Here is a 23,854-nt window from a genome sequence, read left to right as displayed (position 1 = left end):
TTATACATATAATTCAGTGTTAGCCAGTAAAGTGAAGAGAGGCTTCTGCCGCCCCGATTATTGGCCGGCCCAAGATTTTACTTTCCTGTCCGTCTCGTCGCTTGACAAAGTTTCTCGCGTAATCAGGAACGGGATGCGGCCACGTGCACCGTGTGCTATTGGTCTATCAATACGGGGCCAGAACACGGATTGTTCACATGTCCGAGATTGAGGGGTTCTCGACGCTGGTCGGCAAAATTTATGATGCCGCACTAAACCCTGACCTGTGGCCAAGAGTGTTTGATCTCGCCTGCGGGTTCATCGGCGGGTGCTCGGCCAATCTTATTTCGCACAGTGCGGTTGGAAAAAACCCTGATTTTTACTTCGCTGCCAATCAAGATCCTCAGTATATTCAACTCTATTCTGAAAGATACTTTAAGATTAATCCGATATTTCCAACCGTGATATTTTTCGATGTCGAAGAGACACACTGGGTTCCTGATGTCCTCCCGCGCCAAGAGTTCTGCCGCACACGGTTTTTTCAGGAATTCCTGCTGCCCCAGGGCTACATGGATGGTCTGTTCACGAACCTCGAAAAAACGCCGACGGGTTGCGCACTTTTCACCGTATTCCGCCGCATGAGCGACGGTATGGTCGATGACCGGATGCGCCAACGATTCGACCTCATCGTCCCGCATGTCCGTCGGGCGCTTCTGATCGGAAGAGTGATCGATCTCAAGAAGGTCGAGGCCGCGGCTCTTGCGGACAGCCTCGATACTCTTGCGTCCGCGATGTTCATGGTCGACGGCACCGGCCGCGTCGTCCACGCCAATGTCAGCGGCCACATCATGGTGGCCGAAGCGAGTGTTGTGAGAGCGCGCAAGGGCCGACTTGGGGCGATCGACCAGGCGGCTGACCGGGCGTTGCTGGATAGCTTCAACGCTTCGGGCGGCGGCGATGCGACGTTGGGCCGGAGGGGCATCGCAGTGCCGCTAAGGGCGCACAATGGTGAGCGGTATGTCGCCAACGTGCTAACCCTGACCTCCGGTGCGCGGCGTCGGGCGGGTATCTCCTACGAGGCCGTGGCAACCGTCTTCATTCACAAAGCTGCACTGGATTTGCCCTCGCCGCCGGAGGCGGTCGCGCAGGAGTTTCGCCTGACGCCGGCGGAATTGCGGGTTCTCTTTGCGATCATCGAGGTCGGCGGCGTTGCGGACGTGGCAGCGGTCCTTGGACTTTCTGAGGCAACGGTGAAGACGCACCTCCAACGCCTGTTCCACAAGACTGGCAGCGCCCGGCAGTCCGATCTGGTGAAATTGGTTGCCGGCTACTCCAACGCCCTCGTCGGCTAATCCCCTCGGATCATACGGATCTGGCCCGCATCAACCGAACGGTTGACGCGGACAAGATGTGTCGCTGGTAGAACAAGATCAAAGCGAACAGTCCGAGATATAAAGGAGGATTCCATGAGCGCTTTGGCTCGCAGCGTCGGCTTAATTTTCTTTGCCCTGACAACGGTCGCCCATGGCGCAAGCCAGACAACGCAAGTCGGCGGCTCCGGGGGCAGCCCCTTCAAGATCTTGTGTCCCCCAAATCATGTCCTGATCGGCTTTAATATGAGAACGGGCAGTGCACTCGACGCAATTGCACCGGCCTGCAAAAGACTTAAGGCAGACGGTACGACACTGATGCCGATCAGCAATCCCGGCGCAACCGGCGGCAATGGTGGTCACTCGAACCGCGTGAACTGTATGGGCGCCAACACATTCGTTGCGCGTTTGAATGTCTTCGTCGACCGTTTCGAGATCGTCAATCACATTGAAATTCAATGTCGCACATTGGCGAACAGTGCACCATCCGGCGTATTCCGCCCGCAAGAAGGCATAGGCGGGCAAGCCGTGCGCAGTTTCACGGTCGAATGCCAGACAGGCCATATACCGAACGGAATCATTGGCCGGAGTGGCGCGCTTATCGACCGGCTTGGCCTGCACTGCGACGCCTCAAGTGTGATCGCTCCGCGACAACTTGAGGCTATCCGCCGGTATTGGCCCTATTGACCTCGCTCTATGAGAGCCGCTGCGACACCGATACGCGGGCGCAAAGCGAAAATCATTCCCGTTGTGGGTACCGCCGCCCCCGTTGCCGTTCGGCTGCTTGCTGATAGGATGTGAGGAGCTCGGAGGGATGTTTAAATTCACGAACGTGCGGGCAGCGGAGCCGAGATGCCCCGCCACAGGGCAGCGCCATTCAGGTCTGGGGGCAAATCCATGAAACAGGGTGCGGGGATCGGGCGTCGAGCGCTGGTCGGGGCGATGGCGGGAGCATTTCTTGTGCTCCCATTTAAGGGCGCGCCGCCGGCCCGCGCCGCCGATCTGCCGGTGATCGCCTTCTTCAGGAGTTCGCCTGCCGGACCCTTCGCTTCCCTTGTGGAGGCCTTCCGCAAGGGGGTGGCCGAAGAAGGCCTGGTTGAGGGCGAGACCGTCGCGATCGAATACCGCTGGGCCGACAACAAGCCGGAACTGCTGCCGCAGTCTCCGATCCTCGCGAGAAATGGACCGACCCAAACCGGCTCCCGTTTTCCATCAGCTCCTGAAAGCTGGCTTCGCGCGACAGATCGCGTCCGCTGTCCATGATGTCCGGCACGATGCGGGAGACGCGCAGGAGTTCCTTGCCCTGGCGGTCGGCCTGCGCGAACTCGGTGATGGCGGGCGCTTGGCGCAGCAGGCGAAGGGCGTCGAACCGCCGTTCTTCAAGGCTCACAGAGGCGACGGGCAACTGGACGGTCCATCCCATCTGGTCAATGATTGAGTTCAGGAAACTGCTGATGCGTTCCGACGATGCGCGCGCCTCCGACAAGAGCCTGGAATCAATGGAGGCGCGCTGGTCGCGATACCCAAGCCAGGCCTCGATCGTTCCGCCGACAATGATGGGCAGCAGAACTGCAGCAAAAATCGTCGTGAAGTATTTCCTGAATAAGCTACGCCTCAATGGTCCGGCAGCTGTTGTCACTGCTGATCGCCTATGCCTGTTGGCTGTCTGAAACGCGGTTTTCCAATGCGGATTGAATATGAGGCTTTCAGCCGTTGCAGGGCGAGAGCAATTGTGACCCTGTCCGTTCGACGGAGAGCATCACAGCCGCCTCCGCCCACGGCCGCTGCGTATCTCTGCACTTTTAAGTTGATCCAGAATTGCGCGACGGTCAATGCGCACGATTCACCAGGCAGACGGGTTGGAGCCTCACCTCGCTACGCGATGGCTGCGGCAGGTTCGGCTAGGCGCTGTATTTGTTGCCGGGTCCCAACATCACTGGCTTAAGGTCGGACGTGGGCGCAAAGCTGTCGCGGAATGCATTCGCCTGGAAAGGCTGACAAGTCCGCCGACTACTCCTTCGCCGGATCTCGCCAGGCCCGCTCGAACGGCAGGCGCCAGGCATGAGGCGCGATGAGTTGGTGGATCGATTTCGGGCCCCAGCCGCCCTGATCATAGAGGCGCACCGGCGGCGGGTTTTCCAAGAGCGGTTGCGAGATTTCCCAAAGCCGCTCTATACCCTCGGCGGTCGTAAACAGCGTGTGATCGCCACGCATGGCGTCGAGGATCAAGCGCTCGTAGGCCTCGAGCACTTCGCCGATCAGACCGGTTTCGCTCATTGCGAACTGCAACGACAGCTTGTCGAGCCTGAACCCTGGGCCAGGTCGCTTGCCATAGAAGGACAACGAGACCTTTGAGGCATCCGCAAGGTCGAACGTGAGGTGGTCCGGTCCTTGCGCCCCAACACCCGAGCCGGCCGGAAACATCGACTTGGGAGGCTCTCGGAAGGCGATCGAGATGATGCGCTGGCCCTCCGCAAGACGTTTTCCCGTGCGCAGGAAGAAGGGCACGCCCGCCCAGCGCCAATTGTCGATGGCACATTTGAGGGCGATGAAGGTATCGGTGTCACTCTCCGGATCAACTCCCGGCTCCTTGCGGTAGCCGATATATTGGCCGCGCACGACATCGCGTGGCTCGATCGGCAGCATGGAGCGGAACACTTTGTTCTTTTCCTCTGAGATCGGCGCCGGCTCCAAGGCCGTGGGCGGCTCCATCGCCATGAAGGCCAGTATCTGAAAGAGGTGGGTCACCACCATGTCGCGATAGGCGCCCGTCGTCTCGTAGAAGGCCGCGCGAGTGGAAAGCCCCAGCGTCTCCGGAACGTCGATCTGCACATGGTTTATGAAGTTGCGGTTCCAGATTGGCTCGAAAAGCCCGTTGGCGAACCGGAAAGCGAGGATGTTCTGCGCCGGTTCCTTGCCGAGGAAGTGGTCGATACGGAAAATCTGCTTTTCGTCGAAAACCTCGTGCAGTCTCTTGTTCAGTTCCATCGCACTGACAAGGTCCGTGCCGAACGGCTTTTCCATAATGATGCGGCAACCCTCAACGAGTTTCGCCTCAGCAAGGAGTTGCACGGCCGAGAGCGCCGCCCTTGGCGGCACGGAAAGATAATGCACGCGCCGCGTTTCCGGCCCAAGCGCCTCCTCTGCCTTATTCACCGCTTCCTTCAACAAGCCCGCGCCGGCAGAAAGCGGGACATAGTCAAGCGATGAAGAGAAATCTTCCCATTCGGTCTCGGTGAATTTGCGGGTCAGGAACGTGCTGAGCGACTCGCGTGCGATGGCGCGGAAACCGTCGGCATCGATCTCATCGAGCGAAACACCGACGATGCGGCACCCGGGTATAAAGCCAGCCCTGATGAGATGGAACAGGCCCGGCAGCAGCTTGCGCCGGGAGAGATCGCCCGTTGCCCCGAAGAGGACGACGACCTGCGGATAGCCGGGTCCGACCCGACTCAAATTCTTTTGCACAGTGCCCGCTCCACTTTCTGCTGTTGCCCAGTCCTGCACCTATTTGGCTGGCTGCCCTGATACTTGACGCCCGCAGCATGCCTCGCCCGATCGAAGGCTGAATAGAGACATGAATAGCCCAGTCGATCAAGGATTTACGGGTTTCATCATCCCTCAGGCGTTCGCATCAACCGGACAGTTGACGCGGACAACGGTATCGTGCCCACGTCGGGCCATACCAAACTTTCGTTCGATTTTTTGCGTGAGCCCTGTCGGTATGGAAGCTCCAACTTCGTCCTACTGACAGAAGTCCATTCAACAGGAGGTTACACGATGAAGGTTACGCAACATCTTTGGTTCGAGAAAGACATGGAGGCGGCAGTCCGCTTCTACACCTCGCTGATTGGCGGCTCTTCCGTCGAATGGGTCTCGACCATTCCGGCAGATACGCCAAGCGGACCGGCGGGGAGCGTTAAACTCGCAGGCTTTACCCTCGGCGATCAGCGCTACATGGCTATCGAAGCCGGACCGCTCGATCCGTTCAATCACAGTTTTTCGATCATCGTCGAGTGCGAGACCCAAGGTGAGATCGACCGCCTTTGGGAAGCATTGGAGGACGGAGGCTCGACGGAGCAATGCGGATGGTTGCGCGATCGCTGGGGGTTGTCCTGGCAAATCACCCCCAAGCGCCTCGGTGAATTGATGAGCGACCCGGACCCGGCGAAGGCCAAGCGTGTCACCGAGGCCATGCTCAAGATGAAGAAATTCGACATTGCCGGACTGGAAGCTGCAGCAAAGGGCTGAACCTCCAGGAAAAGCCGAGGCATCGACGGAACTCTTCCAAGACTTCGCGGCACAATGGGGCGGCCGCACATTGCCGCCGCCCCGTTTGTTGCTGGTTAGCGCAGCGACTGGAGCCCGGTTCTAAGTTCCGTAGTGAACAGCGCCGGCTGTTCCCAGGCGGCGAAGTGGCCGCCCTTGTCGAGCTTGTTGTAATGGATCAGCTTGGGATAGGCCTTCTCCACCCAACTACGCGGCGCCGTATAGATCTCGTCGGGGAAAGCACTTACCGCTACCGGGATGGTGACGTTCTTCGGCGCGAAGAATGGAAGCTTGTTTTCCCAATAGAGACGAGCCGAAGATACGCCCGTATTCGTCAGCCAGTAGAGCGTAATGTTGTCGAGAATGTCGTCTCGCGTAAGGCCCTCGGTTTTACCGTCGAAGATGCGCGTGATGAGTTCATAACTGCGGATGTCGTGATCGAGTATCCAGGCGGCGAGACCGACGGGCGAATCCTCAATCGCATAAAGGGTCTGGGGTCGGTTCCCCATCTCCTGCGCGTAAGCCAGCCCATGCTTGTAGAAGAAGGCAAGCTGGTCATAGGCATTCTTCTCTTCAGGCGAGAGTCCCTCGGGAGGCGCCGCTCCTGCGAAAGCCGCCTTATCGATCTCAGGCGGAACTGCGCCGGCCATATTGGTATGAATGCCGATCAGTTCCGGCGGCGCCTGCACGCCCATCTGATCGACAATTAGCGCGCCCCAATCACCGCCCTGCGCGACAAATTTCGTGTAGCCGAGGCGCTTCATCAACGCGGTCCAGGCGGCTGCGATGCGGACGGCGTCCCAGCCTGTAGTGGTCGGCTTACCGGAAAAGCCGTAGCCGGGCATCGACGGTATGACGACATGAAAGGCGTCCTTTTCGGTGCCGCCGTATGCTGTCGGATTTGTGAGCGGGTCAATGATCTTCAATTGCTCGATGATCGAGCCGGGCCACCCATGTGTGACGATGAGCGGCAATGCGTTCTCATGTTTAGAACGGGCGTGGATAAAGTGAATCTCCAGCCCGTCAATCTCGGTTGTAAACTGCGGCAAGGCGTTGAGCCGGGCCTCGACTTTGCGCCAGTCGTAATCCGTTCCCCAATAGCCGGCGAGTGCCTTGATCGTCGCGAGCTGCACACCTTGTGTTGCATCCGTCACCACTTCTTGCGGCGGCAGTTTGGTAGCGGCGATGCGTCGACGCAGATCTTCGAGTTGGGCGTCCGGAATGTTCACCGTGAACGGGCGGATTTCTTCCGTCGCGGCCATAGCGTCCGGTTCGGCAAAAAGGCTCGCCGTGGTTGCAGCCGCAATCCCCAGTGAGACAGTGCTCAAGAATTCGCGCCGGCTTTGTCGGATAGGTCTGACCGCCGGCACTGATGAATGCTCGTTGGGATATTCTATGTCTGTCATTGTAGTGCTCCCGTTGGTCGGGCCCAAACAGAGAGACATGTCCTGCAGGTGATACGCTTAAGGGTACGCCGGTAGCATCTCATGCACTCTGTAGATGTGGCCCGTGCGAAAAACACCACGCCGCGATGCCAACAACAGGAGTGAACGGCGTGCGTGCGGTACCGATGATCCTTTCCAAACATATCCGCGGACAAGTACGTTACGGTAACATCGTTTGCCTTGGCGCTTGATCGACGCACCGCTGGCGCTCGTCCCAGCCCGGTGACTAACCCCTGCCCGACGTTGGCGTTTCACGGCGCTCAGTTGCTTCCAGCATCTGCGCCGCCTTGGTATAGCCACCGCCCAATCCGTCCAGGAAATGCAGGTGCGAATTGGGCTGTCCCGATGGTACCAGACAGGTCATCAGGGCATGCGACTGTCGATGCAATCCGAAGTTGATTTCGCCGCGCGCCCTTGCCTCGATGAGCAAGGCTTCCACTGTCTCGATTTGTTCGGTTGTGCAATCCAGCGTCAGGCGCAACCCATCGTCAAACTTGCGGAAATCCGAATTGGAGGCGATCTCCGCCCACATTTTCGCATCGATGTATTTCTTGCTGTCCCTTGGGATGCCTATCTCCTCGGGAAGCGGATGAGAACGGCGCGAACCGGTATCGAAGACTGCAAGGACCGCTCGCGCGACCTTGGCGAAGGCTTCGGGGTGCGTGTTTTCCGACGGCTCTACCAGAAGTGACAGGATCTCCCCTCGCCGACTGGGAAAGGGTGTCCAGTCGCAGGTAAGCCCAGACAGGTCAGGCTTAGTCTTGTCTGTACCCTGCTCGACGAGAAAACGCCCGCTCTTTATTTGCTGCTCGGCCCATTTTACCCCGCCTCCGGCAAACATCGCATAGGTGGCCTGTTCCGACGCCGCGTAGCGGGCAATTCTGACATCGCGTCCAGCGGCGCGAATGTCTCCAATGGGCACCAGGCCAGTTCGCAACCTGAGATTGAGATCGCTTTGCGCAAATGTTGAGACCTGCCGCATTACCGATGTTGCGATCCTATGGCCGTGTGGCGGCAATGCGAAAGCGGCTCCGTCGCCCCGAAACACAAACGGAAAATCGAACGACCCCCAAGCATTTCCGAGCGCGGCTATGATTGTCGCCCCGGCGTAGTTTACGTCTTCATATCGCCCTGACCCGATCGCAGAGGTTGAATCGATGACGTCCGTTATTCCGATGATCCAATCGTCCGGCAAAGCCTCATAGATGGCGGGGTCCAGCACGCGCGAAAACTCGCTGTAGGCCGGGCTTGACCTTCCATAGTCATCGATCATCGAACGCGCTCCTGTTGGGATGTCACTTTTACCAAAGTGGTCGGCCCGCCATGTTTGAACAGACCGGCCGATCTGCCTCATAGGAGTTTGGTCGCGACTTCAATATTGCCGTGCACCGCCTTGGAATAGGGGCAAATCGAATGAGCCGCTTCGAGCAACTCTTCGGCTAGAGCGCGGTCGATTCCCGGCACGCTTACATTGAGTCGCGCCCGGAGAAAATAGGAGCCCTCATCGACATTCAGGTCGATTTCGGCGTCAACTTCCGTCGCTGCTGGAAGCTTGATATTCCTTTGGGCGGCGGCGACCTCAATCGCTCCCATGTAGCAAGCGGACCAAGCGGCGCCGAACAGATTTTCGGCGGCAGGATGCGGCTGCGGAACCTTGAGATCCAGCTTGCCGTCGCTGCTGCGCGTACTGCCGTCGCGCCCGCTCGTGTTATGGGTCTTTCCAGTAAAAAGGAGCTTCTCGGTCATCGTCAAATCCTCGTGTTATTATATCGTATCCGATCCTTTCGGATGCGACGTAAATAGTCAGATGCAACCCTGATGTCAATACCATTGCGATTTAATCGTATGCGATCTATATAGAATCAATCAAAGTTGCGTCCCAGGAGGCGTCATGTCTGTTTCGAAAGCCAAATCTACGGACTTGACCGCGCCCTCTTCCACGGTGCCCGCCAATGAGCGGCGGCAGCTGTCGAATTTCCTGTGTTTCGCGGTTTACTCGGCGAATTTGGCGTTTGGCCGTGCGTACAAACCCATCCTCGACAAGCTTGGCCTGACCTATACCCAGTACATCACTCTGGTCGCGCTTTCCGAAGGGGACGATCTGACCGTTGGCGCGCTTGGTGAGAAATTATTTCTCGAATCCAATACGCTGACGCCCATTCTCAAGAAACTCGAGACAACAGGCTATCTTCAGCGTCGCCGCGATCCAGCGGACGAACGGCAGGTGCGCGTGAGCCTACTGCCTGCCGGACGGAAACTTCTCGATAAGATTCCTGCCGCGTCGGTTGTTGACGCCACCGGACTTGGTGAGGATTTTCCAGAAGTGCAGAAATCGGTGACGAAACTGCGCGACAACCTTTTGCGGGCGACGCAAGGCCGCAGCGGCAGGGCGTCAGCGGACGATGACCGTAAATCCGGCACATAGAGTGTTATGTCGATGATCCGCACGTGGCGCGTGGCGCCATAGGCTCCACTGACCGCTTGAATCCCCTGCCCAAAAGTAATACCTTCTACGACAAGAGCATTACCAGAGGCACAGAATGACCACCACCGTGACGACGAAAGGGCAAGTGACGATCCCCAAGCCCGTGCGCGACTTCCTGGGAATCGGGCCGGGCAGCAAGGTCGATTTTCACCGGGCGGTCGATGGCAGCGTCGTGATTACCCGCGCCGACAACAAGCAGCCAAAGAGCCGTTTTGGGGGTCTGCGCGGCCACGCTGGCGCCGGTCTCGATACGGATGCGATCCTCGCCCTCACCCGCGGTGAGAAGTGATCCTCGTTGATACCAATGTGTTGCTCGATCTTGTCACCAACGACCTGAAATGGGCCGACTGGTCGATCGCGCAGTTGGAGGCCGCGTCGTTGCGGGGCCCCCTTCTGATAAACGACGTTGTCTACGCCGAACTTGCGGTCCGCTACAATCGCATCGAACACCTCGACGCATTCATTGATGAGGCCGGACTGGAAATAATACCGATCCCGCGAGAAGCACTCTTCCTTGCCGGTAAAGTCTTCATGCAATATCGCAAGGCAGGTGGGGCCCGCACAGGCGTGCTGCCTGACTTTTTCATAGGAGCCCAGGCGGCCGTGGCCCGGTTGACTTTGCTTACGCGTGACGTCGGACGATACCGTACCTACTTTCCAACACTGACGCTGGTGACACCCGGCAGCTAGATCACTCCTATAATTAGGCATGATGCTGCTAACCAATGCGGTTAGGTCACTACGCCCCGCGTATTATAGAATGATTTTGTCTCTCCATTCATTGTCGAAAACGCCGACAACGAAGGAGATACGTCATGAAGATTGTCATTATTGGTGGGACCGGGCTCATAGGGTCCAAGACCGCGCTACGCCTGCGCAACAAGGGACACGAGGTGCTCGCCGTGTCGCCAAACACCGGTGTGAACACCATCACAGGTGAAGGCCTGGCGGAAGCGCTCGTCGGCGCCGAGGTCGTCGTCGACCTGGCAAACGCGCCTTCATGGGAAGACAAGGCTGTGCTTGAGTTCTTCGAAACGTCGGGCCGCAACCTGCTCGCCGCCGCAGCCAAGGCCGGCGTAAAGCACCACGTCGCCCTGTCGATCGTCGGAACGGAACGGCTGCCCGAAAATGGCTATTTCAGGGCCAAACTTGCCCAGGAAAAACTCATCAAGGAATCGCCAATTCCATACACGATCGTCCATTCCACCCAGTTTTTTGAATTCCTGAAGGGCATCGCCGATGAGGCGACAGTCGGCACCGTCGCTCGTCTTTCTCCCGCAGCTTTCCAGCCCATCGCCTCGGACGACGTTGCCGATGTGATGGCCGATGTCGCCACCGGCAAGCCCCTCAACGGAACGATGGAAATTGCAGGGCCCGAGCGCGCGCCCATGAACGCGATCATTGCCCGTTATCTGCAAGCCGCGAACGATCCTCGAACGGTCGAGGCAGACGTGCATGCGCGCTATTTTGGGTCTGAACTCAACGACCAGTCGATCGTGCCTGGCGATGGTGCACGGATCGGCAAGATCACCTTCCAAGACTGGTTCCGCCAGGCTCAACAGCCGAAGTAAGCCACCCATCTATTTGCGTTCAACAACCGAAGGGATCACGACAATGAAATCAGCTTTGTTGAGGCTATTTGTGTCCGCCGCCATTTGTCTCGTTGGCACCTTGCCGTCGATCGCCGCTGGCGACACTGCAAAAGTCACGCCGCTCATGAAAAAGGACCTCCCGAACTATCCCGGCAAGGAGGGCTTGATGATCTCGGTCGAATATGGCCCGGGAGGCTCATCACCTATTCACAAACACGAAGCAAACGCGTTCGTCTATGTGCTCGAGGGTTCGATCGTGATGCAGGTCAAGGGAGAAAAGGAAGTCACCGTATCGCCGGGCGAGACCTTCTACGAGAGTCCTGACGACATTCACCTGATCAGCCGCAATGCCAGCAAGACCAAACCGGCGAAATTCATCGTCGTGCTGCTGAAGAAAAAGGATGCCCCGGTTGTCATGCCGGTGAAATAAACTACGCGAGACACAACGCTGAAGGTTAAGGCAACGGGGAGAAATGCGATGCGGGGTGTGGGTTCGCCGTATACGCCGAAGACAGGCATCGAGCGCTGGCTGGATGCCCGCATGCCGCTGCCCCGGCTGGTGTACGATTCGTTCATCGTCTACCCGGTCCCGCGCAATCTCAACTACGCCTATTCCTTCGGCGGCATTCTCACCGTCATGCTGGTTTCGCAGATCCTGACCGGCGTCGTCCTGGCGATGCATTATGCTCCCAATACTGTACTGGCCTTCGATTCAGTCGAAAAGATCATGCGTGACGTGAATTCCGGCTGGCTGTTGCGCTATCTGCATTCGAACGGTGCGTCGTTCTTCTTCATCGCAGTCTATATCCACATCGGTAGGGGTCTTTACTATGGCTCCTTCAAGGCGCCGCGCGAGCTTCTGTGGGTACTGGGCTGCACCAACTTCCTGTTGATGATGGCGACGGCCTTCATGGGTTACGTGCTGCCCTGGGGACAGATGTCGTTCTGGGGCGCCACCGTCATCACCAACTTCTTCACCGCCATACCGGTGGCAGGCCAGTGGATAAAGCAACTGTTGTTGGGAGGTTTCGCCGTCGACAATCCCACCCTCAACCGCTTCTTTGCGCTGCACTACTTGCTGCCATTCATGCTTGTCGGCGTGGTGACCTTGCATATCTGGGCGCTGCACGTGGTTGGCCAGAACAATCCGATCGGCATTGACGTAAAGTCGAGCGCCGACGTCGTTGATTTTACGCCCCACGCAACGGTTAAGGACGCGCTTGGAATTGTCGTTTTCTCGCTCGTATTGGCCTATTTCGTCTTCTATATGCCGAACTTTCTCGGCCATCCGGACAATTACACGGTTGCCGAACCACTGAAGACGCCGGCACATATCGTACCTGAATGGTACTTCCTCCCGTTCTACGCCATCCTGCGCGCCATCACGTTCAGCATTGGACCGATCGATTCCAAGCTCGGCGGCGTATTGGCCATGTTTGCCGCCATCGCTGTGCTGTTTTTCGTACCGTGGCTCGATACGTCAAAGGTGCGCTCGGCGGTATACCGTCCTTGGTACAGGCTGTTCTTTGCACTCTTCGTCGCCAACGGCCTCTTCCTCGGCTGGCTGGGCTCTCGGCCGCCGGAAGGCGCTTACGTCATCCTGTCCCAGTTCGCGACGCTTTACTATTTCGCATTCTTCATCGTCATCATGCCGCTGCTGGGGCTCATCGAGACGCCGCGTCGACTGCCGAATTCGATAACCGAAGCTGTCCTCGAGCAAACAAGGCAGGCAGCAGATCCGGACTGAAGATATAAATCTCAATAGACCTTGGCGATGCGCCAACCCGGGCGCATGTCGTGGGCGGCTGGCCTGTCAAGTTTACGGTGACTTTGCCGAGAATCCGCAGACTAGGCCTGGCGTCCATTTCTTCGGTATACGTGGCTCGGGGAAAGCGATCCCTGTTGACGTTGGCGCTTCCTGAACATTGAACTCACTAGCGAGCGAAACGAGTTTGTCGAGGAGGTCGTCATGAAATCGTTTAATGTGGCCATTCTTGTTGTAAGCGCAACTGCACTGCTTTCGGCCTGTGCCACGAACGAACAGGATCGTCGTGCAGGAACTGGCGCGGTGGTCGGTGCGGGCGTCGGCGCCGTTGCCGGCCAAGCCATCGGCAACAATACGCGCAGCACCGTGGGTGGCGCTGCTGGTGGTGCCCTCCTTGGCGCTGTCGTCGGTACAGCATCGACGCCGAGCCAAGACCGGAGCAAGTGCCGTTATCGGCGCAGCGACGGCACGATCTTCATCGCGCCCTGCTGAGCGCAGATCGGCCGCTAACGGCCGATCGTCCCGACCGCAATAATGACGATGACATACCAAAGGACGCATAGGCAGTAGGTCTGGCCGTTTCCGGTATAGACCTTTCTGACCCCGTCCGCGGCGCCTAGCGTTAACGCCGACACACCGCGCCAGAATGTGATCGCGACCGGCTTCAACACGCGCGCAAGCGTCGGCTGATAGAATGCGTAAAAGACCGCGACGCCCGTCGTCGGGGTCCTGCGGTAGCCGTATACGTAGCGCAGCCAGACCACGAAGAAGAGGACCGTGGCAAGCGTGACCGTTATCGCCATGACAGGTAGCGGATTCCAGTAACCGTAAATGGTTTCGAGCGACATGCCTTCCCACACCAGCGTCGATGCAAATGTCGGGTCGATCGCCGCGGATACTGGCTCCATGAAGATCTTCGGGAAAAAGGTCAAAGCCAGTATGGCTGCGACCAGCACATACTGCGGCATCAGCAACGCCAGGGGCGCTTCCTGAACAGCGTCAAGTCCGGCCCTTCGCTCCCCGAGAAAAACCGAATAGGCCAGACGGAACATGTAGAGGAAGCCGACGAACGTCGCGACGACGGCCATCGCTGCCAGTCCGTACCAGCTCTTCTCCACCAGAGCGCTGAGCAGCAGCCATTTTCCACCGAAACCGGCAAGCGGCGGCAGGCCTGACATGGAGATGAGAGCCGTGGCGACGGCCGCAAAAGTGAAAGGCATATTGCGCACCAATCCGCCGCTTCCATCGATCAGACGCGTTCCGGTTCGCAGGATGATGCCGGCTGCGGCGAGGAATAAAATGCCTTTCACCATCAGGTGGTTGGCGACGAGATAAAGCGCTGTGACCCAGCCGAGGTGGCTCATCAGTGCGATGGCAGTGACAATATAGCCGAGCTGACTCATGCTCGAATAGGCCAGCATGCGCTTCATGTCATTCTGCTGCAATGCCATCAGAGCGCCGAATACGGTTGTCAGCAGGCCGACCCAACCCACGACATGCGCCATGTCTAGCCCGATCTGCGAGCGAATGGCGAGATATGTGACTGAAAACAGTCCAAAGATGGCGACCTTGCTGACGACAGCCGACAACATAGCCGAAAGGTCGTCGTCGGCTTCCGCATAGGCGCCCGGCAGCCAGACATGGACACCAGCAGCACCCGCCTTGATGAGGAAGCCGATTGCGAGCAGGACGAAAGCTGGCCAGGCATCCTTTCCGGCTGCGCCAAACGCAGCAAGATCCATCGTTCCATTGGCGGCAGCGGCAATGGCAAAGCCAGTGAGTAGGCAGAAGGCCGAGGCAATGGAAAACAACAGGAATGGCAGCGCGTAAGCATGTGCGCCGCGCGCCTGGGCGATCAGGAAATAGGACGCGAGCGTGATCATCTCCCAGCTGAAGAAAAATTCGAGGCTGGTTTTCGTCCGCAGGAGCGCTGCGATAGAAAGCAGCAGGAGCGCCATGAGTGGGTAGTAACCCGGGCGAGGATCGGCGCGATAAAGACTTGCCGCAGCGACGACCAGACCGCCTGCAAGAAGCAGAATCGCAAACAGCCGGCTTATGCCCTCTGCGGGAGAAATGATCCAGGCGCCAACGACAAGAACGAGGACGAGCATCAACGCGGATTTCAATCGGCCCGGAAGCCGGTCGAGCAGATAAAGAAAGCCCGCCCCGCATAGCGGCGCAAACATCCAGAGGGAGGCGGCACCCGAAAGGCTTGCCGCGATATAGCCGGAAACGCAGAGAAGCAGGGCACACATTCCCGCCGGTACGAGATGACCGGGCGAGACGTCCACCATCTCCACTTCCGGCGCGGCGCGGGTCGCCTGCTTGAACCAGCGGAACATATACGCGATCTCGAAAAGCGACCCGACCAGAATAACGGCGATCCATCCATACTGCCCGGCATTGGCCACTCTCATGACCAGTTCCCATTTGGACCAGAACCCTGGAAAAGGCGGAAGGCCGCCAATGGCAAGGAGCAGCATGGCGAAGACCAGCAGAAGTAGCGGACGTCCGGCGATGGCAGCCCAGCCATTGACCTTATCCCGGTCGACAGCGCCCGCGAGAAAGAAGAGACCGGCCTTTGCCAAGAGGTGATTGACGAAGAGACCGCCAACCACAAGCGGCATCGACGCATCGGAGCCAAGCTGCCGCATCAGCGCAAGCGCGAGCGTCAGCAATCCCATTTGTGCGATCGACGAATAGCCGAGGATGCGCTGAACATTCGTCTGGCGCAGCCCTGCGAGGTTGGAGAACAGAAAAGTGGCGCCGCCCGAAACCGCAATAAGTGTGAGAAAATTGTCAAAAAGCGGGAGCAATTTGAACAGGGCAAAGAACACGCCTGCCGAGACCACACCGGAAACGAGCGCTGCAATGCCGCTCGACGCTGACTCGTACACATCGAGGCCCCAGCCATTGGCTGGAAACGGCTTCAATTCGATAAGAAGACAGGCGAGCATGAGCAGGAGTGCCGTCGTTCCGATCGGGCCCGCTATCTGGTCACGATAAACGATCAGGTCATCGATGTTGAGTGTGCCGGCCACATGATAAAGCAGCACGGTGCCAAGCAGGAAAAAGGTCGATGCAAGCACAGTCGCCAGAATGTATTTGAAGCCGGCGGCGAGCGCCGCGGGGGTCCCGTCGAAGCCCAAGAGGCCGTAGGTCGCGATCGATACAATTTCGAGGAACACGAACAAGTTGAACAGATCACGCGTCATCACCATGCCGTTTACGCCCATGATCAGGAGCAGAAAGAGCAACAGGGCTGCGTAACTTTGGCGGAGCTGGCCCCACAGGTGCCAGGCAGCCAGAAGCCCGACAATGTTGATGCTGAAGGCACAGATGGCTTCCCAAGGGCCAATGCGTAGATTGATCGAATAGGGTGGCACATTGCCGGCCGTAAAACTCTCCAGCGCAGGCTGACCATGATAAACCGCCCACAGGCAGGCAGCGCTGATGGCTGTCATCCCAACAAGTGCAAGGCCGAAAGCGACCGCAGGCAAAGGCTTGGCGATCCGGTAAAGCAGCGGGATAAGAAAGCTGCCGCCAAGGCCGAACAGGAAAATGTTCAGCGGTTGCAACAAGGCCTCTACCATTTCGACTCCGTGAAGGCGTCGATATCAAGCGTCTTCTTTGCATCGTACAGGCGTATCGCAAAGGATAGCATGATCGCAGTGACGGAAAAACCGATGACAATGGCGGTGACAACCAGCGCCGACGGAACAGGGTCCACAGCGTTCGCCGCAGCGTGGGCCTTTTCCAATGCGGTATCGATGATTGGCGCAGTACCACCGGTCACATAGCCGGTTGCCACCATGACGATGTGAATGCCGGTGTCGATCAGCGAAAACCCGATGATGATGCGCAGGATATTGCGGTGGGCAAAGATTCCCCAAAATCCGATCAGGATCAAAAGAAACCCCGTAACGAGCAAGATTTGCGAAACCGGCAGTCCCATCAACGTACCTCGCCTGCCATGTCAGCTTCGGAACCGATCGATGACGACACTCAGTTCCGCGCCGACCTTGATGCCAAGCAGTGCCGATATCAGCGGGATCGCCCCAGCGCTGAGGAACGTGCCGAATTTACCGAGCGGGAGAATGTGGCTGTCGAGAAATCCGCCAGCAAAAACAATGCCGAGGACGCCTATCGAGACATAGATAACGCCTGCGAGCGACTCCGTCACGCTGAGGAAGCCGTGATGGAGTTGGCTGGCCGGGCTCGCCAGCATCAGCAACATGACGCCGGATGCCACCACGGCGCCACCTTGAAAACCACCGCCCGCTGAAAGATGCCCGTTCATGATCACATAGGCGCCGAAGAGGAAAATGAACGGCAGGATCACTTCAGCTCCGGTGCGAACGAGCTCGCTCGGTTCGCGCCCTCCGGCACTTGGCGCATCTTGCCCAGTCTTGCTTTTGAGGAGCACGCCAACACTCGCAGCCACCATGAAAAGTACGGCCACTTCCCCGAGCGTGTCGAAGCCACGATAGGTGATCAGGATCCCGGTCACCACATTCGACGCACCAAGTTCGCGCGGGACCTGCGTGAGATAATATGCAGCAAGCGGCGATATTGTCTGGCGTTCTGTATATCCTTTAATCAGGCCGAAAAAGATCACCCCGAACATGATGACAGCGAGAATGGCGAAGCTTCGTTTCATTGGGCGCCCTTCCCTTTCCGATCGTTTTCCGCGTCACGCAATGCGTCGGTGAAGGTCGACGCTGCCATTGGAATGCCGATCCTGTGCGCGGCACGCGAAAGTGCGTGGGATGACAGGGGATTCGTCATCAGCACGAAATAGGCAACGATGAGCAGCTTCAGGCTCCAATCGGGGTGGTACAAGCCCAGCCCGACAAGAACGAGAATGTTGCCGAGTGTCGACGCCTTGGTGCCGGCCTGTATACGGGTGAAAGCATCGGGCATGCGCAAAAGACCGAGCCCGGCGGAAAACAGAAAGAATGCACCGGCAAGGATTATGATACTGCCGATCAGTTCCATCATGGCTCTTTCCCGCCATTGGTCTTGCGCATCGTATAGAGGAAGATCAGGGTCGCCAGTCCAGAACCGATCGCCGCCTCTGCCATTGCCACGTCGGGAGCCGCGAGCAATACGTACGAGACGGCGGCAAACAGGCTGGCGAGGCCCGCGCTGATCATCGCGGCGAGCAGGTTGCTGAGCCAAACGGCAAGGACGCCGCTCACAAGGATGCCGGCACAAACGAGGATCACCAGAAGTTCCAGCATGGCGCTACGACCTCCGCTCGAGGTAACGCGCGATTGCAAGGACTGCAAGAAAGCTGAGAAGACCATAGACGAGCGCCACGTCGATATAGACGAAACGGCCCGACAAGTGGGCGTAAAGGGCGATAAGCGAGATTGAGACAACCGTCAGCATGTCGATGGCAACGACCCTGTCGACGATCGTGCGCCCGATGACGAGCCGGATGATACCGCATGTGATGCTCAGGAAGATCAGGGCACCGGCAATCTTCAGGATGATATCAGCCAAAGACCGCTCCCAGATGTTTCTCGAAGGGCGCTGCGATCATTTCAGTCGCAAGCCCTGGATCGACGGTCTTGACGTCCAGCCAGTGAATGAAAATCACATCGTCTTGGATATCCATGACCAGGGAGCCGGGAGTGAGCGCAATTGAGTTGGCAAGAGCCAGACGTCCTATCGGCGATTTGAGCCCCGTATTGATCTTGACGATGCCGGGGTGAATGTCGATGCGCGGCGAATAAACATAGCGCAGCATATTCAAATTGGCCTTCACCAACTCCACAAAGAAAACACCGGTATAGGCAATGAAATGGACCACGCTTTTCGGGGTCAGTATCACCTGCCACCAGGTGCCGCTGCGACGCATGAAGATCCAGTCGATGACGAGTGCGATCACGGCGCCAGTGAGGACGCCCGGAAGCTCGATACTGGCATTCATGATCAGCCAAAGCGCAAACAGCAGCAGCCAGAGGCTGATCGAGCCCAAGGGCGAAGGTGCGACGCCATTGTGAGCAGTCCCACGGTCTGAAGCCATCGAAGCGACCCTCGTAGAAAATCGGGATGATGCAACAAGCTGGCAGTAGGTATGCCACGCATTAACCGGTTCTATTATAAGCGAATTTCTAGGAAGAATGCTTTCGAATTGTTGCTGGCTTTTTGGTTTTTATTTGCCGGAGGGACTGCTTTTGTTCTGGCGAATAGTATCCGGTGCAAAGGTTTGGGACTGGATGCCAATCACACCATCGCGGCCGAAAGTTAAAGTGGTTGCGGGGTCGCCTGGCGGCCGGCACGATTCGGCGAAATCAGCATCTGCTTGTGGGGCGAAATGACATCGACATCCGAGACAAAATTCTCCGTATGGGCACTGATGGCCATGGTGGTCGGATCGATGGTCGGCGCCGGCATCTTCTCCCTGCCCCAGGGCTTCGGCCGCGTCACAGGGCCTTTCGGCGCACTGATCGCCTGGTCGATCGCCGGCGTCGGAATGCTCATGCTGGCCTTCGTGTTCCAGGTCCTTTCCCGCCGTAAACCGGACCTTGATGCCGGCATCTACGCATATGCCAAGGCCGGCTTCGGCAATTATCTCGGCTTCCTGTCGGCCCTCGGCTACTGGTCGGCAGCCTGCCTCGGCAATGTTTCGTATTTCGTGCTGATCAAATCGACGCTCGGCCTGTTCTTTCCGGTCTTCGGCGATGGCAATACGGTCATCGCTGTTGTCGCCTCATCCGTCATTCTGTGGAGTTTTCACACGCTGATCCTGAAGGGTGTGAAGGGGGCGGCATCGATCAATACGATCGTCACCTTCGCCAAGATCATACCGATCCTTCTATTCATCGTCTTCGTCATCTACGGCTTCAAGGCAGACGTGTTTGCCCTCAATTTCTGGGGCGGCGAAGACGTCAGTTTCAGCAACATCGCCAGTCAGGTGCGCGGCACTATGTTGGTAACGGTCTTCGTGTTCGTCGGCATCGAAGGCGCAAGCGTTTATTCCCGCTACGCGCGCAACCGCAACGATGTAGGCGTGGCCACGGTTGTTGGCTTCCTCGGCGTGCTTTGCCTTCTCGTCCTCGTTACCATCCTGTCCTATGGCGTGATGTTGCGCACCGATCTTGCCCAGTTGCGCAACCCGTCCATGGCGGGCGTGCTCGAGGCGGTGGTCGGACCCTGGGGCGCGATTTTCGTCAGCTTCGGCCTGCTGATTTCGGTTCTTGGCGCGTACCTGTCGTGGGTGCTTCTTGCCGCAGAAATTCTCTTCTCGGCCTCCAAATACGAGACGATGCCGCGGTTTCTCTCCCATGAAAACAAGAATGGAGTGCCGTCGCATGCACTCTGGCTGACCAATATCATTGTGCAGTCGTTTCTGATCATCACGCTTTTCACTGAATATGCGTTTCGCCTCGCGATCGAATTGACGAGTTCGATGATCCTCATCCCCTATCTGCTCGTGGCAGCCTATGGGTTCAAGCTTGCCTGGACAGGCGAAACCTATGACCGCGATCCCGCCGGCCACCGGACTGACCTGATCAGGGGCTTGGTTGCGCTCATCTATACTTCAGGTCTCATCTATGCCGCCGGCGCCAAGCATCTTCTGCTCTCGCTTGTACTCTACGGCCCGGGCACGATCCTTTTCATCATGGCGCGGCGCGAGCAGGGCAGGAAGGTCTTTACACCAACAGAAATGATCATGTTCGCCATTGCGGCTCTCGGGGCGGCTATCGCGATTTTCGGCATCGCCACGGGACGCATCACCATCTGAACCAATTAAAAAATGGGCCGCTCCAAGCGGCCCCAGGGATAGTTCCGATAAGTCCGGCAATCAGTAGTCGACGGGATCGCGGGCGATCGGGCAGGTCATACAATGGCCGCCACCCCGGCCACGGCCAAGTTCGGCGCCGCTGATGGTGATTACTTCGATGCCTTCCTTGCGCAGCAAGGTATTGGTGTAGGTGTTGCGGTCATAGGCATAAACGACACCCGGCGAAGCGCAAACGAGATTGGCGCCGCTGTCCCACTGCGTGCGTTCACGCATATAGTCGTTGCCGCCCGTCTCGACGACGCGCATTTTCTTGAGGCCGAGCGCATCGCGTACGGTCTCAACGAACGTACCCTTGTCTTTGTGAAGTTCGACAGTTCCTTCCTTGTCACCAGGGCGATAGGAGAAAGCGTCGATACTATTGACGATATCCGGATAGAGCAGAACGCAATCGCGGTCGGCAAAGGTGAACACCGTATCAAGATGCATTGCTGCCCGCAGCTTCGGCATGGCCGCTACGATCACGCGTTCGGCGGCACCTTTTTCGAAAAGCTTGGCCGCGAGTTGGCTGATAGCCTGGCGTGAGGTGCGCTCGCTCATGCCGATAAGAACATTGCCCTTGCCGATGGGCATGACGTCGCCGCCTTCGAGCGTGGCGAGACCCCAATCCTCAGTCGGATCGCCCCACCAGACATTGACCTTGCCGGCAAAGCTCGGATGGAACTTGTAGATCGAGGTCGTAAGAATCGTCTCCTCATGGCGCGCAGGCCAGTAGAGCGGGTTCAAGGTAACGCCGCCATAGATCCAGCACGTCGTATCACGGGTATAAAGCGTATTGGGCAGCGGCGGCAGCAGATACTCATTGACGCCTGCAGCGTCCCTGACAAGCTTCAGCATCTCGCCGCCGTGGGTCTCGGGAAACTCATAGGTGGAAAGGCCGCCGATGAGGGTCTCGGCCAGTTCGCGGTTGGAAAGTCCCTCGAGATAGCTGCGGATCTCGTCCACCAAGCCCAACCCAACCTGATTGACGACAACCTGATTGTCGAGAATCCACTTCTTGCCTTCAGGAACCGCCACGGTTTCGGTAAGGAGATTATGCATTTCCAGCACTTCGATACCGCGATCGCGCATCTTGGTGATGAAATCGAAGTGATCGCGCTTGGCGGTATCGACCCAGAGCACGTCGTCGAAGAGCAAACTGTCGCAATTGCTGGGTGTCAGCCTTTGATGCGCCCGCCCCGGTGCGCATACCATGACCTTACGCAGCTGCCCGACCTCGGAATGGACCCCGAAGTCGCTGGATTGAGTATTTGGAGAAGCTGACATGGTTGTACCTCCCGAGGTAGCTTAAATTGTGATGTAGCCGGATATGAGCCCGATCAGCGCCGCGACGCAGCCGATTGCTGCGGCAGCGAAAATCAGCCAATCGACAGTTGTGTTAAATATTGGCTTGCCGCGCTCACGGCGGGCCCAGAAATAGAGAATGGTTCCCGGCGCGTAGAGCAGCGCCGAAAGGAGTACGAATTTCAGTCCGCCCGCCGCAATCATGAACAGGGTGTAGACAGCGGCCACGCCGGCAATGATCAGATCGCGCTGGCGCTCCTCAGGCTTCTTTTCGTAGGTCTCCCCTCGCCGCGCCAGCATGACGCCATAGGCGGCCACGAAGAGATAGGGTATCAGCGACATGGCGCTGGTCAGGCTCAGCATCAGCGCGAAGGCGTCCCGAGACCAGTAGGTGCTGATGACGAAAAGCTGAACCACGATGTTCGTCAGCCACAACGCAGCCGCAGGAACCTTGTTTGAATTCTCGGTCCCGAACACCCTTGGCATATCCTCCTTCTGCGCGGCGATGTAGAGAACTTCCGCACAGACCAGCGACCAGGCGAGATAGGCGCCGAGCACCGAAATGATCACGCCGACGCTGATAAAAATCGCCCCCCAGTGGCCGACGACGGCTTCAAGAACGCCGGCCATCGAGGGCTGTCCCAGAGCCGCGATATCAGCGCGGGCCATGACCGAATAGGGGAGCAGCGACACCAGCACCATAAGCGTGGTGACGCCGATGAAGCCGAGGATGGTGGCTGTACCGACATCCGACCGTTTTGAGGCGTAACGCGAATAGTTGCTCGCGCCTTCGATACCGAGGAACACGAAGACGGTGACCAGCATCGTCGCCCGCACCTGATCGAAGATGTGCGATTCCGGCATGCCGACGCCGCCCCAGAAGTTGGCGCTGAACATATCGCCCTTGAACACGACGATAAGGATCAGAATGAAGGTGAGGATGGGCACGATCTTCGCGACGGTGACGACCGTGTTGATGAACGCGGCCTGCTGGACGCCTCTCAGGATCGTAAAATGAAACAGCCAGATGCCGATCGATGCGACGACGATGGCGACCACCGTATTGCCATCTCCGAAGACCGGGAAGAACAGTCCGAGCGTGGACTTGATCAGTACCCAGTAGGAAACGTTGCCGATGCAGCTGCCGATCCAGTAACCGAACGCCGAAAGGAAGCCCGGATAATCGCCGAAGCCCGCCTTGGCATAGGCGAAGACACCAGCATCGAGTTCGGGCTTGCGCTCTGCAAGCGACTGGAAAACGCGGGCAAGCATATACATGCCGGTCCCGGCAATGCACCAGGCGATGATCGCCCCGAAGGGACCCGTTGCGTTACCAAACGTGCGCGGTAGCGAGAAAATGCCGGCGCCCACCATCGACCCCACGACCATGGCAGTCAGCGCGAACAATGAGAACTTTTGAGTAGAACCTGAGGCCATGAGTTACCCCCCAAGAATTGGTCAGGTTAGGGGAGCGCAAGGTGTGGCTCCGGCAAAGATTATAGGAGGTTTCAATTCTCTATGTGATCAGCACAGAATCCCACAAATAGGCTGCGCGTCTCTAATTTTGCTACCGGCGCGGCTACGTCGGAGTATTGCGGACAAACGCCAGCAAATGCGATGGCGACAAAACAAGGATCCCAGCTTCAATGTGCCGGTTTCTGTCGCGTCGGGAATTAGCCGAAGCAACGCAGCGCCTTTAAATCCCTGATCTTCATGCAAACTTCCGGGGGCGAAAATCCCCCCATGGAAGTGGGCGACACTGAGCACTCAACGAGGGTAGGTCAACGCCAACCATCGCGGACAATAGCTGGAGGCCGCTTCTTGCACTGCGGAAATTGGGATTCCGGGCGGG

At 57.9% G+C, this 23,854-nt stretch carries 27 protein-coding genes; 13 read left to right on the top strand and 14 right to left on the bottom strand.

The window, feature by feature from the left end; translation table 11 throughout:
* Positions 1-143: 143 nt before the first annotated feature.
* The 4 genes from BR48_RS0119250 to BR48_RS26345 all read left to right on the top strand — a co-directional run bounded on the left by BR48_RS0119250 (position 144) and on the right by BR48_RS26345 (position 3,019).
* The gene (locus BR48_RS0119250; RefSeq protein ID WP_197030372.1) at positions 144-1,331 is read left to right on the top strand and encodes a helix-turn-helix transcriptional regulator; all 1,188 of its coding nucleotides are present in this window, start codon (positions 144-146) and stop codon (positions 1,329-1,331) included.
* A 114-nt stretch (positions 1,332-1,445) separates the two neighbouring features.
* Positions 1,446-2,036 (top strand): hypothetical protein, encoded by a 591-nt coding sequence (locus tag BR48_RS0119245; RefSeq protein WP_027232802.1) that lies wholly within the window; start codon positions 1,446-1,448, stop codon positions 2,034-2,036.
* 210 nt (positions 2,037-2,246) lie between these two features.
* The gene (locus BR48_RS25575; protein WP_051615218.1) at positions 2,247-2,612 is read left to right on the top strand and encodes a hypothetical protein; all 366 of its coding nucleotides are present in this window, start codon (positions 2,247-2,249) and stop codon (positions 2,610-2,612) included.
* Positions 2,613-2,803: 191 nt separating this feature from the next.
* Positions 2,804-3,019: a hypothetical protein gene (locus tag BR48_RS26345; protein WP_155810929.1), complete on the top strand. Its 216-nt coding sequence runs from the start codon at positions 2,804-2,806 to the stop codon at positions 3,017-3,019.
* A gap of 340 nt (positions 3,020-3,359) precedes the next feature.
* Here BR48_RS26345 and zwf read toward each other — a convergent pair whose 3' ends face one another.
* Positions 3,360-4,817 carry a glucose-6-phosphate dehydrogenase gene (gene zwf, locus BR48_RS0119230; protein ID WP_027232800.1) on the bottom strand — a complete coding sequence of 486 codons (1,458 nt, stop codon included), beginning with the start codon at positions 4,815-4,817 and terminating at the stop codon, positions 3,360-3,362.
* A gap of 312 nt (positions 4,818-5,129) precedes the next feature.
* Here zwf and BR48_RS0119225 point away from each other — a divergent pair, with 312 nt between their 5' ends.
* A complete protein-coding gene (locus BR48_RS0119225) occupies positions 5,130-5,600 on the top strand; it encodes a VOC family protein (RefSeq protein WP_027232799.1) in 471 nt (156 codons plus the stop codon).
* 95 nt (positions 5,601-5,695) lie between these two features.
* On the opposite strand, the gene BR48_RS0119220 is transcribed toward BR48_RS0119225, so the two are convergent.
* The 3 genes from BR48_RS0119220 to BR48_RS0119210 form a co-directional block, all read right to left on the bottom strand.
* Positions 5,696-6,946, bottom strand: coding sequence for an epoxide hydrolase (locus BR48_RS0119220; protein WP_245273582.1), 1,251 nt, complete (start codon positions 6,944-6,946; stop codon positions 5,696-5,698).
* A gap of 343 nt (positions 6,947-7,289) precedes the next feature.
* Positions 7,290-8,336, bottom strand: a complete 1,047-nt coding sequence (locus BR48_RS25025) for a DUF3095 family protein (protein WP_051615215.1) — start codon at positions 8,334-8,336, stop codon at positions 7,290-7,292.
* Between the two features lie 77 nt (positions 8,337-8,413).
* Positions 8,414-8,809, bottom strand: coding sequence for an Ohr family peroxiredoxin (locus BR48_RS0119210; protein WP_027232797.1), 396 nt, complete (start codon positions 8,807-8,809; stop codon positions 8,414-8,416).
* A 145-nt stretch (positions 8,810-8,954) separates the two neighbouring features.
* Between BR48_RS0119210 and BR48_RS0119205 the strand changes: the two genes are divergently transcribed.
* The 4 genes from BR48_RS0119205 to BR48_RS0119190 all read left to right on the top strand — a co-directional run bounded on the left by BR48_RS0119205 (position 8,955) and on the right by BR48_RS0119190 (position 11,119).
* Positions 8,955-9,488: a MarR family transcriptional regulator gene (locus tag BR48_RS0119205; RefSeq protein ID WP_027232796.1), complete on the top strand. Its 534-nt coding sequence runs from the start codon at positions 8,955-8,957 to the stop codon at positions 9,486-9,488.
* Between the two features lie 115 nt (positions 9,489-9,603).
* Positions 9,604-9,837, top strand: a complete 234-nt coding sequence (locus BR48_RS0119200) for an AbrB/MazE/SpoVT family DNA-binding domain-containing protein (RefSeq protein WP_027232795.1) — start codon at positions 9,604-9,606, stop codon at positions 9,835-9,837.
* Positions 9,834-10,238, top strand: a complete 405-nt coding sequence (locus BR48_RS0119195; RefSeq protein ID WP_027232794.1) for a type II toxin-antitoxin system VapC family toxin — start codon at positions 9,834-9,836, stop codon at positions 10,236-10,238. The genes BR48_RS0119200 and BR48_RS0119195 overlap by 4 nt, the downstream gene beginning before the upstream one ends.
* 125 nt (positions 10,239-10,363) lie before the next feature.
* On the top strand, positions 10,364-11,119 hold the full coding sequence (locus BR48_RS0119190; protein ID WP_027232793.1) for an SDR family oxidoreductase: 756 nt from the start codon (positions 10,364-10,366) through the stop codon (positions 11,117-11,119).
* A 9-nt stretch (positions 11,120-11,128) separates the two neighbouring features.
* On the opposite strand, the gene BR48_RS26735 is transcribed toward BR48_RS0119190, so the two are convergent.
* Positions 11,129-11,266 carry a hypothetical protein gene (locus BR48_RS26735; RefSeq protein ID WP_245273597.1) on the bottom strand — a complete coding sequence of 46 codons (138 nt, stop codon included), beginning with the start codon at positions 11,264-11,266 and terminating at the stop codon, positions 11,129-11,131.
* Between BR48_RS26735 and BR48_RS0119185 the strand changes: the two genes are divergently transcribed.
* The 3 genes from BR48_RS0119185 (at position 11,220) to BR48_RS0119175 (ending at position 13,397) form a co-directional block, all read left to right on the top strand.
* On the top strand, positions 11,220-11,570 hold the full coding sequence (locus BR48_RS0119185) for a cupin domain-containing protein (protein WP_245273593.1): 351 nt from the start codon (positions 11,220-11,222) through the stop codon (positions 11,568-11,570). The two genes, BR48_RS26735 and BR48_RS0119185, sit on opposite strands and share 47 nt — an antisense overlap.
* Positions 11,571-11,618: 48 nt before the next feature.
* The gene (locus BR48_RS0119180) at positions 11,619-12,887 is read left to right on the top strand and encodes a cytochrome b N-terminal domain-containing protein (protein ID WP_027232791.1); all 1,269 of its coding nucleotides are present in this window, start codon (positions 11,619-11,621) and stop codon (positions 12,885-12,887) included.
* Positions 12,888-13,109: 222 nt separating this feature from the next.
* Positions 13,110-13,397 carry a glycine zipper 2TM domain-containing protein gene (locus BR48_RS0119175; RefSeq protein ID WP_027232790.1) on the top strand — a complete coding sequence of 96 codons (288 nt, stop codon included), beginning with the start codon at positions 13,110-13,112 and terminating at the stop codon, positions 13,395-13,397.
* Positions 13,398-13,411: 14 nt separating this feature from the next.
* Here the strand turns inward: BR48_RS0119175 and BR48_RS0119170 are convergent, their stop codons facing one another.
* Genes BR48_RS0119170 through BR48_RS0119140 form a run of 7 tightly spaced genes read right to left on the bottom strand, consistent with a single transcriptional unit; the run spans position 13,412 to position 18,939 of the window.
* On the bottom strand, positions 13,412-16,498 hold the full coding sequence (locus tag BR48_RS0119170) for a proton-conducting transporter membrane subunit (RefSeq protein WP_027232789.1): 3,087 nt from the start codon (positions 16,496-16,498) through the stop codon (positions 13,412-13,414).
* Positions 16,492-16,860, bottom strand: a complete 369-nt coding sequence (locus tag BR48_RS0119165; protein WP_027232788.1) for a cation:proton antiporter subunit C — start codon at positions 16,858-16,860, stop codon at positions 16,492-16,494. Before BR48_RS0119165 ends, BR48_RS0119170 begins: the two co-directional genes overlap by 7 nt.
* A gap of 21 nt (positions 16,861-16,881) precedes the next feature.
* Positions 16,882-17,565, bottom strand: a complete 684-nt coding sequence (gene mbhE, locus BR48_RS0119160) for a hydrogen gas-evolving membrane-bound hydrogenase subunit E (protein WP_027232787.1) — start codon at positions 17,563-17,565, stop codon at positions 16,882-16,884.
* Positions 17,562-17,906: a monovalent cation/H(+) antiporter subunit G gene (gene mnhG / locus BR48_RS0119155; RefSeq protein WP_027232786.1), complete on the bottom strand. Its 345-nt coding sequence runs from the start codon at positions 17,904-17,906 to the stop codon at positions 17,562-17,564. Before mnhG ends, mbhE begins: the two co-directional genes overlap by 4 nt.
* Positions 17,903-18,148: a hydrogenase subunit MbhD domain-containing protein gene (locus BR48_RS0119150; RefSeq protein WP_027232785.1), complete on the bottom strand. Its 246-nt coding sequence runs from the start codon at positions 18,146-18,148 to the stop codon at positions 17,903-17,905. Before BR48_RS0119150 ends, mnhG begins: the two co-directional genes overlap by 4 nt.
* A 4-nt stretch (positions 18,149-18,152) precedes the next feature.
* Positions 18,153-18,413: a monovalent cation/H+ antiporter complex subunit F gene (locus BR48_RS0119145; protein WP_027232784.1), complete on the bottom strand. Its 261-nt coding sequence runs from the start codon at positions 18,411-18,413 to the stop codon at positions 18,153-18,155.
* A complete protein-coding gene (locus BR48_RS0119140; RefSeq protein ID WP_027232783.1) occupies positions 18,406-18,939 on the bottom strand; it encodes a Na+/H+ antiporter subunit E in 534 nt (177 codons plus the stop codon). Before BR48_RS0119140 ends, BR48_RS0119145 begins: the two co-directional genes overlap by 8 nt.
* Positions 18,940-19,230: 291 nt before the next feature.
* Between BR48_RS0119140 and BR48_RS0119135 the strand changes: the two genes are divergently transcribed.
* The gene (locus BR48_RS0119135; protein ID WP_027232782.1) at positions 19,231-20,661 is read left to right on the top strand and encodes a basic amino acid/polyamine antiporter; all 1,431 of its coding nucleotides are present in this window, start codon (positions 19,231-19,233) and stop codon (positions 20,659-20,661) included.
* A gap of 60 nt (positions 20,662-20,721) precedes the next feature.
* Here the strand turns inward: BR48_RS0119135 and arcA are convergent, their stop codons facing one another.
* Both arcA and BR48_RS0119125 read right to left on the bottom strand, forming a co-directional pair.
* Positions 20,722-21,984 carry an arginine deiminase gene (arcA, locus tag BR48_RS0119130; RefSeq protein WP_027232781.1) on the bottom strand — a complete coding sequence of 421 codons (1,263 nt, stop codon included), beginning with the start codon at positions 21,982-21,984 and terminating at the stop codon, positions 20,722-20,724.
* 21 nt (positions 21,985-22,005) lie between these two features.
* Positions 22,006-23,439: a basic amino acid/polyamine antiporter gene (locus BR48_RS0119125; RefSeq protein WP_027232780.1), complete on the bottom strand. Its 1,434-nt coding sequence runs from the start codon at positions 23,437-23,439 to the stop codon at positions 22,006-22,008.
* Positions 23,440-23,854: the final 415 nt, after the last annotated feature.

Origin of the sequence: Phyllobacterium sp. UNC302MFCol5.2 (genome assembly GCF_000686005.1) — a bacterium.
GTDB classification, from domain to species: Bacteria; Pseudomonadota; Alphaproteobacteria; order Rhizobiales; family Rhizobiaceae; genus Phyllobacterium; species Phyllobacterium pellucidum.
This window is presented reverse-complemented; position numbering and strand designations above follow the sequence as displayed.